Source organism: Capnocytophaga sp. H4358, assembly GCF_002302515.1.
GTDB lineage: Bacteria > Bacteroidota > Bacteroidia > Flavobacteriales > Flavobacteriaceae > Capnocytophaga > Capnocytophaga canis.
This window is the reverse complement of record NZ_CP022380.1, coordinates 609,161-623,775: the sequence shown is the minus strand read 5'-3', so window position 1 is coordinate 623,775 and position 14,615 is coordinate 609,161. Positions and strand designations below refer to the sequence as shown.

Here is a 14,615-nt window from a genome sequence, read left to right as displayed (position 1 = left end):
TTAAAGTAAATATAGGCACCTTTTTATGGAAACACATCCGTTGCGAGCAGCTATTCATTCGGTTGAATCTTTTGGAAATATTGATGGGCCAGGCATACGCTATGTTGTTTTTTTTCAGGGGTGTATGTTGCGTTGTAAGTATTGTCACAATCCTGACACTTGGGAATTGCATAATGACGATGCAAAGATGATGACCACGGATGAATTGGTTAGCGATATTGTTAAGTATAAAACTTTCTTTCAAGCTAGTGGAGGAGGAGTGACTCTCAGTGGTGGTGAGCCTTTATTGCAGTTAGATTTTGTTTTAGAACTTTTTACAAAATTAAAGTCGTTAGGAATAAGTACTTGCGTAGATACCTGTGGTGGGTTTTATGCTAATACCCCGATTATCAATGAAAAAATTCTTAAGTTAATATCTCTTACCGATTTGTTTTTGGTTGACATCAAACATATTGATGATACACAACACCAACGTCTTACCAAACGACATAATAAAAATATTATCACTTTCATTGATTTTTTAAGCCAAAATGGAGCTAAAATGTGGGTTCGCCATGTGTTGGTACCTCAATGGACCGATGATGATGTATACTTGCAAAAACTTCGCGATTATATCGACACTTTACAAGGAGTAGAGCGTGTTGAGGTTCTTCCCTACCACGATATGGCTAAATTCAAATACGATGAATTGGGAATTGATTATCCGTTGAAGGATATTGAGCGTCCGTCGAAAGAGCGCATTGAAAATGCTATTAAAATTTTAGGCGCCAGGTATGATTTGGATTGATTTTCTGCCCACAATTCATCATTCCCACATATCGGATATTTTTCTTCATAGCTAATAAACGTTTTCCTCTAAATTTATATTGAAATCCCAAACAATCTGTTAACTAAAATTTGCATATATTTTTATACTAGGTTGATCAATTTTATATAGGGTTCAAGAATTTTTACGGAGGAAAAACATTTGTATTTTTTAAAAGTGCTGATTTTCAGATAAATGTAATGTTTAAAAAATCACATTAAAATCTTTTTGTTATATTTATGCAGAAAAATAGTTAAAAAAGTTTTTTGTTAACATAAATTTCTTTATTTTTGTAGAGAAGATATTTTAATTACTTAACCAAAAACATGTACAATATGAAAAGAAAGTTTTTAGTAACATTTGTGCTAACGATGGTTTTTTGTTTCCATTGGTTGTATGCACAAAATCGTACGGTTAGTGGTGTAGTTACCGATGAATCAGGGATTCCACTTTCAGGGGTGAGCGTTTTAGTTAAAGGAACAACCCGAGGAGTGTCCACCGATTTTGATGGTAAGTACAACATTCAAGCTCAAGCAGAAGAAATCCTTATTTTCAGTTCCATGGGATTTGTTACGCAAGAGAAAAAAGCTAACGTGACCAAACTCAATGTTATGTTGAAAGAAGACGCTGAAGAGTTGGAAGAGGTTGTTGTAACGGCATTAGGTATCAAACGAAGTGAAAAAGCTCTTGGATATGCTTTACAGGAAATTGACGGAACAAAGTTACTTGAGGCTCGTGATGCTAACGTAACAAATGCTCTTTCAGGGAAAGTATCTGGTTTGCAGATTGTTAAAGGAGCGGGAGGTATGGCTGGTTCTTCAAAAATTGTGTTGAGGGGGCAAAATTCACTCACAGGAGATAATCAGCCACTGATTGTTGTAGATGGTGTGCCAATAGACAATAAAGCTAGTGGAGCTGCCGATATTTGGGGAAATTCCGGAATGGATATGGGGAACGGACTTTCCGATATCAATCCGGAAGACATAGAAAGCCTTACTGTTTTGAAAGGAGCTTCGGCAGCAGCACTTTACGGTTCTCGTGCTGGAAATGGAGTTATTCTGATTACCACCAAATCAGGAAAGGAAAAGAAAGGACTTGGAATTACATTTTCAACGACTCTTGCCACTGAAGATATTTTTGTTAAACCAGCATTGCAAAATGCTTATGCACAAGGGGTTGATAATTTATACGATCCTAAAACAGCTCGAAACTGGGGGCCAAGAATTGAAGGACAGACGGTAACTAATTGGAATAACAAGCAAGTGAAATTGGAGGCGTATGACAATATGAATAATTTCTTTCGTACAGGAATTACAGCCACACAAGCTCTTTCTTTCCAGCAACAAATAAATAAAACTTCGGTATACGGTTCTGTTAACTATATGGATAATACCAGTATGGTGCCTGAAACGGATATGAATCGTACATCAATGGCATTGCGAACTACAACTAATTTAGGAGCAAGTGATCGTTGGAAAGTAGATTTTAAAATCAATTATGTGAACACTCAGGCTCATAATCGTCCAATTCAAGGTTTGAACCAGTCAAATGTATTTAAAACCTTGACCATATTCCCTCGTACATTGGATATTCGTGAATTCAATCCACCGATAGTTAACGGACAACAAGTGTGGTATGATACGCAAACATTGCCCGACGACAACCCTTGGTGGACTCTTAAGTACAATACAAACAACGACGTGCGTAATCGTTATATCAGTTTTGGAGCGGTAACCTACGAATTTACAAATTGGTTACGAGGAGAAGTAAAAGGAGGATTGGACTACTACAACACAAAAATGTATCAACGCAAACATTCGGGAAGTTTATCAGTGCCAAAAAACGGACAATATGCAGAGGCTTCCAAAGAATTTTCTGAAAAGAACCTTAGCTTTCTGTTGATTGCTGAAAAAAGTGATTTACTGAAAGATCTTAACGGAACGTTGACCTTTGGAGGAAATCTAATGTCACAGCATATTTCAGAGATGAATGCTAAATCAGGAGATTTATTGATTCCTAACATATTCTCATTGAACAATGGTAAAGAAAAACCAACTGTAACCTCATTGATTACACAGCGAAAAATGAATTCATTATACGGTTCAGCACAAATCGGATGGAAAAATAGTTTGTATTTGGACGCAACTTTTCGTAACGATTGGTCTTCAACCATGAGTAAAGTAAATCGTTCCTATTTCTATCCGTCTTTGAGTTTTTCTGGGGTGATTTCAGAATTGATAGAGTTACCTGAATGGGTAACATTTGCCAAAGTAAGAGCTTCCTATGCTGAGGTGGGGAACGATTTAGAGCCTTATATGTTGTATAACAGTTACTCAGTTGCGAAAGACTATTGGGGTGTGCCAACAATTTCAACTAATGAAATTTTGTATGACCATTCAGTGCGTAGTGAGTTAGTAAAATCATATGAAGCTGGGCTTGATTTAAGACTTTTTAACAACCGAGTGCGATTAGATGCAGCTGTATATAAGACCAATGCTATGCGTCAATTATTACGTTTACCGATGGATGAAACTAGCGGATATAAATTCAAAATAATCAACGCAGGAAATATTGAAAATAAAGGAGTTGAACTTTCGTTAGGAGTAGGTATTTTACAAAATCCTGAAGGATTAAATTGGGATACAACGGTAAACTTTTCTAAGAATGAAAATCAAATTATCGACCTTTACCCAGGGGTAGCTTCCTATGAATTGCTTACAGTTGATGAGATTATGGTACTTGCTGAAGTAGGTAAAGAATATGGAGCAATTTATGGCTCGGCTATCCGTAGGGTCAATGATGCGAACAGTCCTCACAACGGAAAGATGATTCTTACTGCGGAAGGATTGCCTCAGCGAGATGCTGTAGCATTACATTATCTTGGAAATCAGCAACCTGATTACTTGTTAGGTTTTAGCAATAGTTTCTCATGGAAAGGAATTAATTTAGACTTTCTTGTAGATGCTCGTGTAGGAGGAAAAATGTTCTCTATGACACGTAATTTGCTTACAGGCTATGGAATGGCAGCAGAAACAGCTGTTGATGGTAAGCGAGATTCATTTGTTGTAGAAGGTGTAATAGCCAATAGCTCAGGAGGATATGATGTAAACACAAAACAAGTAACACCTCAACGTTATTGGGGAGCATTGGCCCAAAACAACATCGGAATCACTGAAGCTAACATGTATGATGCTACATCGGTACGTTTAAGAACCCTGTCATTAGGGTATACGTTTGGTAAAAAATACTTGGAAAGCATTGGAATCCAAAATCTCAAGTGTTCCTTCACGGCGAATAATCTTTGGTTGATTCACACTAACATTCCAGGAATTGATCCAGAATCAGTTTCAGGAACAGGCACAAACGTAACAGCATTGGAGTTTGGAGCGCCACCTACAAGCCGTACGTTTACGTTTAATATTACTATCGGACTTTAAAACAATGTGTGTTATGAGAAAATATATATTAAAATTCGCTATTATATCTATAGTTGCACTTTCATCGTACGCTTGTTCGGACTTTGAGGAAATCAACAAAGATCCCAATGCAGCTGATCGCAATTCGGTACTGGTTGAAGGGTTGTTTAATGCTTCGGTCGCTGATGCACAGCTTAGCTGGTGGAATCGGGATATTCTTTTTCACCGTACTTGGCTTTGGGGAGCTCGGTACACGTATCGCCCTATTCACGGGCCACAGGTGTTGCAAGATCAAAATAATTACATGTCAGACTATTGGAATTCTGCTGCAAAATGGATTACCAATGTTAGCCAGGCCATTGAAATAGGAGAGGAACGCATCAGAACAGGAAAGGCAGATGCCAAAACCAATAATTATGTGCAAATGGCAAGAGTTTATCGAGCGTATTTGCTTTCAGAGATTACAGATATGTTTGGCCCCTATCCAGCTCGAAAAGGATTCAAAGGGGAAGTAGCTGAGTATGATAGTGTTGAAGATATTTACGCCTATATAGAAGAGGAACTAAAATTGGCAGTGAGCAAATTTGATGAAAGTACTGAGGCTTCAAATGATGCTTTTGATGCGTTTTACGCAGGGAAAATTGGTGCTTGGAAAAAATATGCCAATTCGTTACGGTTGCGTTGTGCAATGCGTTTTTCAAATGTAGGTACAGTGGGTAAAACTCGTTTTGAAAACATCTTACAAGAAGTAGGAAATATTTCGGGATTCATTATCAATAATGTAGATAATGCTTCCGTTGCACAATCAAGTATTGCTGACTTAGAGGATCCTGCAGGTTCTATCTTTGCCCTTAGCTATATTGGAATGGAAATTACTTCCACATTGACTAACATTTCTTTTGGATTGGGAGGAATTTCAGTTGCAGAAATGGCACAATATCCAGGAACATCTGCCTATGGTTTGCCACAAGAAGCACTAACCAATCATTTACGTTCACCTAATGAATATTTAGGAGTTTATATGCCGGATTATTTGCCAACAAAAACAAATATTCAGTCAGCAGGATATCTGTATGATTATATTCCTAAAGAAATAGATCCTCGTATTTTAGTAAATTATCATATACCTGGGCATCATGATGGATTGGTAAATTTTTATGTACAGCGTGATTTAAATGCTGAAAAGAATAATACTAATTATCAAGAAATTGAACTTCCTGCAGATTCTGGGCAAAAATTCAGTACGAAATACACTTTTTCATCATTCACTTGCGGAGAAAATGCAGGGAAAAATGATTTGATTCTGAGAGGTTTCCGTAGGAATTTAGGTCGTTTGCCGGCTATCGGTAAGCAATATCGTGGAGGAGATTTACGGCGCGTCTATTTCGGATGTTGGGAAACCTACTTTTTATTGGCAGAGGCAGCTCACTACGGATGGGAAACAGGACGTACAGCTAAGGAGTGGTATGAATTAGGTGTAAAAGCTAGTTTTGATTACCACAAAATAGGTCGCTATGCAGATGCTTATTTGGAAAGTGAAAGTTATAATCGTATCGGAACTTCGGTAAAGTTTGACCATACAACTGAAATTACTTCAAAACAGCTGACGCGAAAAATTTACCCATCAGGAACGGAAGAAACCGTGACCTATAATTATCCGAAGGGAGTACATCCAACTAATAACGATGTACTATCTAAGATTATGACACAGAAGTATATCGCTCAGAATCCTTGGCAACCGTTCGAGGCAACCAATGATTACCGCCGAACGGGATTGCCGTTTTTTGAAAATCCGTATTTGGAAGGATTATTGCCATTTATGCCATTCTACACTGATCATTCGGCTGCAGACATTAAAAATGTGTATCGCAGAGTTCGTTATCCAATCAGTTTGAAAACAAAAAACCAAGCTGGTTATGACCGAGCTTTACAATTGTTAGGAGGAGAGGATAAACCCGAAACTCCACTGATTTGGCATAAACGATAGGTATAGCGTTTCATAAGTTGGAAATCACCCCAAGTCGAAAGACATAAGGGTGATTTCTTTTTAAATACGCATAAATATCTAAAATAGAGAAACTAATAGCTAAATCATTAATTATTAATCAAATTCATAAAAAAAGACTTTTATAGATGAGAATTTACTAATTTTTTTGTTTATATGTAAAAGAAAAATAGTACTTTTGCGTTCGGAAAATTTTAAAATATTTTACGATATGGATTGGATAGTAAATCTATTTTCAAATCACGAAAGTGTGGCATATACAGTCATTGTTTACAGTTTTGTGATAGCCTTAGGGGTAGCCTTAGGGAAGGTTCGTATTTGGGGAATTTCATTCGGAATTGCTTGTGTGCTTTTCGCAGGAATTGGAGTGGCTCATTTTGGTTTTACTGTTGATGGACACATCCAGCACTTTATCAAGGAGTTTGGTCTGATTTTGTTCGTTTACACCATTGGGTTGCAGGTTGGTCCAGGTTTTTTTGCTTCTTTTCAACAAGGAGGTTTAAAACTTAATAGTTTAGCAATACTCTCAGTTCTCACATGTGTGCTGACAGTGATAGTGTTGTTTTATGCTACTGATACTAGCATGGCTGATCTTGTGGGGATTATGTCAGGAGCAGTGACTAACACACCAGGTCTGGGGGCCGCTCAACAAGCTATTGTGGACATTTTCAGAGCAGAAGGTCAATCACAAGAGACTATCAACGGAGCATTATCCAACGTTTCTAACGGATACGCAGTGGCATATCCATTTGGAGTATTAGGTATTATTTTAGTGATGATGATTCTCAAGTCAGCCCTGAAAGTGAATTTAGATGCCGAGAAACGACTGAATCAATGGAAAGTTAATAAAAACAACTCAAGTGTTGACAAAGTAGCTGTTCGTGTCGAAAATCCAGTGTTATTTGAAAAACACGTAGCAATTATAAAAGAAACTTTAGGAATGGACTTCGTTATTTCACGCGTTTATCATACAGGTAAAATACATATGGTGGATAAGGATACCATCTTAAAGCAGGGAGATATATTACTTTTGGTGGCGAATCCAAAAGATTTTGATAAATTGTCAACTCTTATAGGAAAGAAAGAAAGTATAGCTCTGTTTGAAGGAGAGGCAAATGACATTGTTTCACGCCGAATGAATGTTACTAACAAACTGGCATATTCGAAAAAATTAGGAGAGATTAACGTACGTGAACAGTATGGCGTAACCGTAAGTCGTGTATATCGTGCGGGGATTGAATTTGTTCCTACCAAAGACACTAAATTACAATTTGGGGATGCTATCACTGTGGTTGGAGATGAAGAGCATATCAAATTGGTTGAAAAAGTATTCGGAAATTCTAAAAAACGTATGCAACATCCACACATAGCGGAGCTTTTTTTTGGTATTGTTCTTGGGGTTATTTTAGGGTCTATTCCGATTGCTATTCCAGGAATGTCGTCGCCTGTGAAGCTTGGTTTGGCAGGAGGGCCACTTATTGTTGCCATTTTAATAAGCCGTTACGGAGGTCGCTTCTCGGTTACACACTATGTGTCGCATAGTGCTAATTTGATGGTTAGAGAGATTGGAATAGTATTGTTTTTAGCCAGTGTAGGCTTAGGAGCAGGGCAAAATTTCATCAAAACCCTATCAGAAGGGGCAGGTTTGCAATGGATGTTGATGGGAGTTGCTATCACTTTGGTGCCACTTATTGTGGTAGCGTTGGTAGCTCGTTTTTACTATAAATTGAACTTTTTAGAAATCTGTGGACTACTATCTGGGTCGCAAACCGATCCTCCTGCTTTGGCATTTGCCCATGACGTAACAGGATCCGATGCTCCAGCGGTTACGTATGCTGCTGTTTATCCACTCACAACCTTTATGCGAATTATGGTAGCACAGCTACTCATAGTGATGTTTTTGTAGTTAATAAATTTTTATAAATTAGACTGTCCTAAGATGTCATTTCCAATCCCCAATAACTTTGAATGAGGGGTTCCTCCTCTTCAGGGATTTGGAATAAAAGTTTTCAAAAAGAAACATACATCTTAGGGCAGTCTCTTTTATTTCCTGAAAAAATATTACTTTTGTACCATAATTTATTTAAAATGGGTATTGTATTTCGCCAATCGTTAAAGAATATTTTAACTACTTATCTGGGTTTCGGATTTGGAGCAGTAAATACCTTATTTTTATTTGTTTACTTCCTTTCGAAAGAAGAATATGGATTGGTTAGCTATATAACTTCCACAGCTACAATACTTTCTCCACTGATTGCTTTTGGAGTACACAACACTTTCATTCGATATTATTTTTCCTATACCGATTCTAAAGAATTATCGAAGTTCAATACAATGTTGTTTGTTTTACCACTTTTGATAATTTTTCCGTTAGGTTTGATAGGTGTTTTTACTTATGAGTATATGGTACAATGGCTTTCAGGTGAAAATGAGGTTGTGAGGGATTACGTCTTTTTGATTTTCATTACAGCCATTGCTATGGGCTATTTCGAGATTTTCTATTCGTGGGCAAGAGTACAACTCAAAACTGTCTTTGGAAATTTTTTGAAAGAGGTTTTTCATCGTATTTGCATTACTTTATTGTTGTTAGGTGTTTATTATAAAGTTTTTGATTTTCACGAATTTGTGTGGGGAGTGTTTGTTGCATATGCACTTCGTACTTTGCTCATGCTCATATCTTCCTTTTCCATAAAGCTACCCACATTTAGCTGGGGGCTTCCGAAAAATAAGCGAGAAATTTTTTATTACAGTCTGTTTATAGTTGTTTCGGGATCGGTAGCAAACCTACTGATGGATATTGATAAGTTTATGATTAATCAATATTTACCCATTTCTGAGATAGCAATTTACAACGTAGCTATATTTACAGCTACAGTTATTGCTATTCCTTATAGATCAATGTATCAGGTGGTTAGTCCTCTTGTAGCTAAGTTTATCAGCACTAATCAGACAGTTGGGTTGCATGAACTTTATAAAAAAAGTACTATTAACATTTATTTGGTAAGTATAATCGTTTTTGTCTTAATTATCGTCAACGCAAACCAATTTTACAATCTACTACCCGATAAAGAATACGCATTAGGAATTAAGGTTTTGGTTTTTATTTCATTAGTAAAACTTTCGGATTCTTTGGTAGGGATTAACAATGCTATCTTATTCAATTCTAAATATTATAGGACAGTCCTTTATCTTGGTATATTGTTGATTATATGTACAATAGTATTAAATATGTGGCTCATTCCATTATATGGGATTGATGGAGCTGGATTATCAACCTTATGTGCTTTTTTGATTTATAACGCTCTGAAAATCAGTTTTGTTTATCGAAAATTTCACTTGTCTCCTTTTTTTAAAGAAACTCAAAGAATAACCATATTCGGAGTTGTATCAACTTTAATTTTCTACTTTTGGGATTTTTCCATTTCACCCTTATCGAATATCGTTTTAAAATCTATAATACTTCTGATTTTCAGTTGTTTTGTTTTGATAAGATACAAACTTTCAGAAGAAGCCATAATCTTGATTAAGCAAATAAGCAGTATGAAAAATCGAAAGAGATGACAAAGCTATTTTTGAATTTCTCGCAGAATATTAATGACCTTATCGACCTCATCTTTGGTGTTATATACTGAAAAAGAGAATCGCAGTGAAGGCATTTTTAGTTGTTCTTCCGATAGAAAAGCCGATAAAACATGAGAGTTTTGTACGCTACCACTTTGACAGGCACTGCCTTTGGAACAGGCTACACCCTTCAAATCCAAAGTAAAAAGTAGGGTTACACCTTTGTCTGCTGAAAAAGGAAAGGCTACGTTTAATATAGTGTACGAGCTACTTTCCATATTTCCCGAATTACCATTGAATTTCGCTTCGGGGAAATACTTACGAACCGATTCTATAAAGTGTTTTTTGATACTTTTAATATGTTCAGTAGAGGTTGTTAAGTTTTTATATGACTCATTTAAAGCGGTTTCCATAGCTACAATGTTATGTAAATTTTCTGTACCACTTCGCATTCCTTTTTCTTGCTCACCACCGAAAATTAATCCTCGTAACGGGATGCCTTTTCGGACGTAAGCAAAACCAATTCCTTTGGTTCCGTGGAATTTATGAGCCGAAGCGGTGATAAAATCTATAGGAAAAGCCTTTAAGTCTAACGGAAAATGTCCAATTGATTGTACTGTATCAGAATGAAAATAAGCGTTGTAAGTTTTGCAGAGTTCTCCCACTTTGGTAATTGGCAACATATTCCCAATCTCATTATTCACATGCATTAAACTTACTAAAACTTTTTGATTTTCAGTTCTTTGTAGTAAATATTCTAAATCGTGTAAATCTACATCTCCTACTTCGGACAACTGAACGTACAGAATGTCGATACCGTATTCTCTTTGTAAATGCTCAACGCAATGTAATACAGCGTGGTGTTCAATTTTTGAAGTAATGATGGTTTTTACCCCCAAATCACGTACTGCACTTCTGAGAATCATGTTGTTAGCTTCTGTACCTCCAGAAGTGAAAATCAACTCAGAAGCATTTACATTTAACCATTTAGCGATGTTTTTCCGTGCGTTTTCAATGAGTGATTTTGCTGAACGTCCCAGACTGTGGGTCGATGACGGATTTCCGTAGTGTGAAGTGAGTGTTTGTTGAATCTTTTCAACTACTTCGGGAAAAGGACGGGTTGTAGAAGCGTTGTCGAAGTAAATCATTTCGGTTGATGTTTCATTCGGAAATAGAATATTTAAAAAGAGACTGTTCCAAAATCCAAGTATTCGTTTAACTAAGGATTATTATTTAACTCAAAGTTATGTGATAAAGTAGTTAAATACAAAAAAACTGACTATAAATAGATGTTTTTTATTAGTTTGATTTATTCCTTTAATCTTAACAATAAAATTCAATTCTGCAACAGTCTCATTTTATAGATTTTCTAAAAATCTAAATAGAGAAATGTTTGTAAAAAATTATTTTTTACGACCGTATTTCATGTTGTATGCCAACATTTTATAGTATAATTTTGCTGCTAAAAACGCCGTTGGTTTTGCCATAGGGCTATCCATAAGTTCTACAATGTCGAAAGCAACAACGTTACATTTCTTGAAAACTTTACGGAGTAATTTTAAGGTTGGATACCATTGTAATCCACCTGGTTCTGGGGTTCCAGTTGAAGGTGCTATGGCAGGGTCAAAAGCATCCAAGTCAATTGTAATGTATACATTTCCAGATACTTTATCTAGTACATCATCAATCCATTTTTTGTTTTTAGCGATTTCGTGAGCAAAGAAAACACGCCCTTTTGGGAGGTATTTTTTTTCTTCAGCGTCCATAGAGCGGATACCCACCTGTACGAGTTTATGTTTTTCGTTTGCTTCAAATACAGCACAAGCATGGTTCGATGTAGACCCGTGAAATTCAGGGCGTAGGTCGGTGTGAGCATCTAACTGTAAAACAGTTAATTTCTCGTACTTCTCACCTACAGCACGAATCGCTCCAATAGATACTGAATGCTCCCCCCCGAAAAGCGTAAACAATTTATCGTCGTGTTTCAGCAATTCTTTAGTTTTTTGATATACAGCTTCGGTCATTGCCTCAGGTGAACTGTTTTCTGATACTTCACCTGCCAGATATACTCCTTGCAGGAAGGGCTCAGAGTCGGTTTCAATGTCATAAAGTTCCATGTTTTCAGAGGCATTCAAGAAAAGCTCAGGCCCTTTATCGGCACCTTTTCCCCACGTGGATGTTCCATCATAAGGAACGGTTACTAACATTACCTTTGAGTTTTCAAAAGTAGCATTTTCATCGGGAATTCCAGCGTATGTTCTACACATAATATATTCTTTTTTAGATGTTTATCGTTGTTATCATATTTTGAGCAACAACTCATACAATATGTTATTGTCTAATGAAAGTTGATATGTCAAAATTTTTGGCAAACTTACGTATTTTTTTTGTTTTATATTTATCTATATGATATTTTTTATATCTTTACAAATTCAATATTAGAAACATCGAGTTATGGATAAAGAAGTACTACAAAAAATATGGAGTGAATTACCTGAAAATGAGCTTATTTCTTATTTAGGCATAGAGCCTGTTGAATTGGGGAAGGATTTTATTACTTTGAAAATGCCCGTAACTTCCAGAGTTACACAAATTGATGGTATTTTACACGGAGGAATCACCTTTGCATTAGCCGAAACCGTTGGCAGTGTGGGAGCTTACGTACTTTATCGAAAGCAAGGAGAAAGTATTCGAGGGATTGAACTAAGTGGTAATCATCTGCGGGCAGGTAAAGTAGGAGATACTATTTTTGCCAAAGCTACCTGCATTCATAATGGAGGAACTTTGCAATTATGGGATATAAAAGCCACCAATCAACATGATAAACTAATTTCTTCATTTAAATTTACTACAATAAAAATATGATTTCCTATTCAGAAATACTAAAAAAAGCTATTTTACTACAAGAATCGGAAGTTCCTTTTGTGATATTTAGACGTCCGAATGAAAAGCAAATAAATTTATACAATCAAATAGATAATCAAGTATATATATTTGAAGATTCATTCGCAAATGAAGGATTTGTCTTGGCTCCTTTTCAGAATATAACACATAAAAAAATACTTTTAAAATCCGAAGAAAAATATGTAGCAAATGTAGAGGATTTTCATTTTCAGTTTTCCGACCGAAAACTTCCCTTTGACGAAGGACAGAAGCAAAATCATATCAAATTAATCAAAAAAGCTGTCCAAACCATGCAAAACAGTGAGCTTCATAAGGTAGTTTTATCACGAAAAATAGCTGCACCTTATCATAAAAATCCTGTGGAAATATTCCAGAAAATGATAGAAAACTATCCTACGGCATTTTGCTACTTATTTTCACATCCAAAAGTGGGGGTGTGGTTGGCAGCAACACCTGAAACCTTGTTGAAATTTTCAGAAAATCAGCTGTATACTATGGCTTTAGCAGGTACACAACCTTTTAAAGAAGGAATAATTACTTGGCAACAGAAAGAACGTGAAGAACAACAAATTGTTACGGATGACATTCTTGATAAAATAAAATTCTATACAGAAAATAAAAAAGTTAGTGAACCAAAAACAGTCAGAGCGGGAGGAGTGGTTCATTTATGTACGCACATTACAGCCGACTTACAAGCCGATAAAAACCCGTTTGATGTGGTTACTCAATTACATCCTACACCTGCTGTTTGTGGGTTTCCGTTTGAGGCAGCACAACGGTTTATATTAGAAAATGAATCGTATGATCGTATTTTTTACACTGGTTATTGCGGAGTAGTTGAGCAGCAGAAATTTGATTTCTACGTAAATCTACGTTGTATGCAACTTGAAGAAAATCAGGCGTATATCTATGTAGGGGGAGGTGTTTTGAAAGAATCTATTCCCGATTCAGAATGGGACGAGACCCAAAATAAAGCACAGACAATGTTCAGGATTTTATAGAACTGTACGAAAAATCGAATTTTTATGATAGCTTCGTAGGTTTGATATTAGGCGTTTACGCCTTATTTTAGAAAGTAGCTATCCGAAATTCGATTTTTCGAACAAATGTGCGACCAGCTTAAGTTTATAGCTGGTCGCTTGTTGTTAAATCTTCATATTTCTGTTTTTGATTTAAATTTCAGAAAGGATCTTCACGAAATCATCAATGATATTGTTTCCTTTGTCTTGGTTGTACCATTTTTGTAGGTTTTCCTTAAACTCAGCATCCAATGCTCCATGTTTTGCCTTGTAATCTTCTACCATTTTTGTTGCCTCAGAAGGTCTGGAACCCCAGTGTGTTAATACGTTGTTTTCTAAATCCAGGACTACCGCTATTGGAATTGCTTTTCCTCCATTGGTTAAAAATAGATTCATCAACTCTTCATTATCATCCCTAAAAACGAGTTTTAGCATGATTTTAGGATTCAATTCTGAAATTTTGTTGATAACAGGAATGATTTGAGCCGCATCGCCACACCAAAATTCAGTTATTACTAACAAGGTTATTTGTTTGTCATAGTTTTTGAAAAACGTAGCCTTTTCTTCTGGGATTACAATTGTTTTGTCCAATCGTTTGTAGCGACTTTCGTTCACTGTGCTGTGTTTTATATACTCTTCGCTCTGGTTGGCACCACTGGTTCGCTTTTCATTGACGTATTGTTGATGTAGGCTTCGATATGTCGGATACGTAATACTGTTTAGTAAACTTTGTTCGATAATTTGTTTTGTATTCATATATACTTATTTTTTTAGAGATTCGTATTTATCAAAAAACCGAATGAGCTATTTTGTCAGTTAAGAACTATGCTTTTTACTTTTGTAAGTTTTATCTATAGAATAGATAAACATACCCATAACTCGTTTGTGAAATTATTGATTTTTAG

The 14,615-nt window shown here is 36.1% G+C and carries 10 protein-coding genes; 7 read left to right on the top strand and 3 right to left on the bottom strand.

Annotation, left to right across the window (positions count from 1 at the left end; genetic code table 11):
• Window positions 1-25 precede the first annotated feature (25 nt).
• The 5 genes from pflA (at window position 26) to CGC49_RS02615 (ending at window position 9,787) form a co-directional block, all read left to right on the top strand.
• Window positions 26-787: a pyruvate formate-lyase-activating protein gene (gene pflA, locus CGC49_RS02635; RefSeq protein WP_042342838.1), complete on the top strand. Its 762-nt coding sequence runs from the start codon at window positions 26-28 to the stop codon at window positions 785-787.
• A 353-nt stretch (window positions 788-1,140) separates the two neighbouring features.
• Complete coding sequence (locus CGC49_RS02630; RefSeq protein ID WP_095912671.1) at window positions 1,141-4,242, top strand: SusC/RagA family TonB-linked outer membrane protein; 3,102 nt, start codon at window positions 1,141-1,143, stop codon at window positions 4,240-4,242.
• A gap of 13 nt (window positions 4,243-4,255) precedes the next feature.
• On the top strand, window positions 4,256-6,208 hold the full coding sequence (locus CGC49_RS02625) for a SusD/RagB family nutrient-binding outer membrane lipoprotein (protein WP_198540633.1): 1,953 nt from the start codon (window positions 4,256-4,258) through the stop codon (window positions 6,206-6,208).
• Between the two features lie 229 nt (window positions 6,209-6,437).
• Complete coding sequence (locus CGC49_RS02620; RefSeq protein ID WP_042342843.1) at window positions 6,438-8,132, top strand: putative transporter; 1,695 nt, start codon at window positions 6,438-6,440, stop codon at window positions 8,130-8,132.
• A gap of 182 nt (window positions 8,133-8,314) precedes the next feature.
• Window positions 8,315-9,787 carry a lipopolysaccharide biosynthesis protein gene (locus CGC49_RS02615; protein WP_095912670.1) on the top strand — a complete coding sequence of 491 codons (1,473 nt, stop codon included), beginning with the start codon at window positions 8,315-8,317 and terminating at the stop codon, window positions 9,785-9,787.
• 5 nt (window positions 9,788-9,792) lie between these two features.
• On the opposite strand, the gene CGC49_RS02610 is transcribed toward CGC49_RS02615, so the two are convergent.
• Window positions 9,793-10,935 (bottom strand): cysteine desulfurase family protein, encoded by a 1,143-nt coding sequence (locus CGC49_RS02610; protein WP_042342844.1) that lies wholly within the window; start codon window positions 10,933-10,935, stop codon window positions 9,793-9,795.
• Window positions 10,936-11,190: 255 nt separating this feature from the next.
• Complete coding sequence (speB, locus tag CGC49_RS02605; RefSeq protein ID WP_042345634.1) at window positions 11,191-12,054, bottom strand: agmatinase; 864 nt, start codon at window positions 12,052-12,054, stop codon at window positions 11,191-11,193.
• Between the two features lie 187 nt (window positions 12,055-12,241).
• Between speB and CGC49_RS02600 the strand changes: the two genes are divergently transcribed.
• Together CGC49_RS02600 and CGC49_RS02595 are read left to right on the top strand one after the other, a co-directional pair.
• The gene (locus tag CGC49_RS02600) at window positions 12,242-12,652 is read left to right on the top strand and encodes a PaaI family thioesterase (RefSeq protein WP_042008692.1); all 411 of its coding nucleotides are present in this window, start codon (window positions 12,242-12,244) and stop codon (window positions 12,650-12,652) included.
• Window positions 12,649-13,692 (top strand): isochorismate synthase, encoded by a 1,044-nt coding sequence (locus CGC49_RS02595; protein ID WP_042342849.1) that lies wholly within the window; start codon window positions 12,649-12,651, stop codon window positions 13,690-13,692. Before CGC49_RS02600 ends, CGC49_RS02595 begins: the two co-directional genes overlap by 4 nt.
• Window positions 13,693-13,863: 171 nt before the next feature.
• Here the strand turns inward: CGC49_RS02595 and CGC49_RS02590 are convergent, their stop codons facing one another.
• Window positions 13,864-14,466, bottom strand: coding sequence for a thioredoxin family protein (locus tag CGC49_RS02590; RefSeq protein ID WP_042008694.1), 603 nt, complete (start codon window positions 14,464-14,466; stop codon window positions 13,864-13,866).
• Window positions 14,467-14,615: the final 149 nt, after the last annotated feature.

Excerpts from the sequence above, each read along its gene's own strand:
- pflA (WP_042342838.1), top strand. The coding sequence starts at position 26 with ATGGAAACACATCCGTTGCGAGCAGCTATTCATTCGGTTGAATCTTTT.
- CGC49_RS02630 (WP_095912671.1), top strand. The coding sequence starts at position 1,141 with ATGAAAAGAAAGTTTTTAGTAACATTTGTGCTAACGATGGTTTTTTGT.
- CGC49_RS02625 (WP_198540633.1), top strand. The coding sequence starts at position 4,256 with ATGAGAAAATATATATTAAAATTCGCTATTATATCTATAGTTGCACTT.
- CGC49_RS02620 (WP_042342843.1), top strand. The coding sequence starts at position 6,438 with ATGGATTGGATAGTAAATCTATTTTCAAATCACGAAAGTGTGGCATAT.
- CGC49_RS02615 (WP_095912670.1), top strand. The coding sequence starts at position 8,315 with ATGGGTATTGTATTTCGCCAATCGTTAAAGAATATTTTAACTACTTAT.
- CGC49_RS02610 (WP_042342844.1), bottom strand. The coding sequence starts at position 10,935 with ATGATTTACTTCGACAACGCTTCTACAACCCGTCCTTTTCCCGAAGTA.
- speB (WP_042345634.1), bottom strand. The coding sequence starts at position 12,054 with ATGTGTAGAACATACGCTGGAATTCCCGATGAAAATGCTACTTTTGAA.
- CGC49_RS02600 (WP_042008692.1), top strand. The coding sequence starts at position 12,242 with ATGGATAAAGAAGTACTACAAAAAATATGGAGTGAATTACCTGAAAAT.
- CGC49_RS02595 (WP_042342849.1), top strand. The coding sequence starts at position 12,649 with ATGATTTCCTATTCAGAAATACTAAAAAAAGCTATTTTACTACAAGAA.
- CGC49_RS02590 (WP_042008694.1), bottom strand. The coding sequence starts at position 14,466 with ATGAATACAAAACAAATTATCGAACAAAGTTTACTAAACAGTATTACG.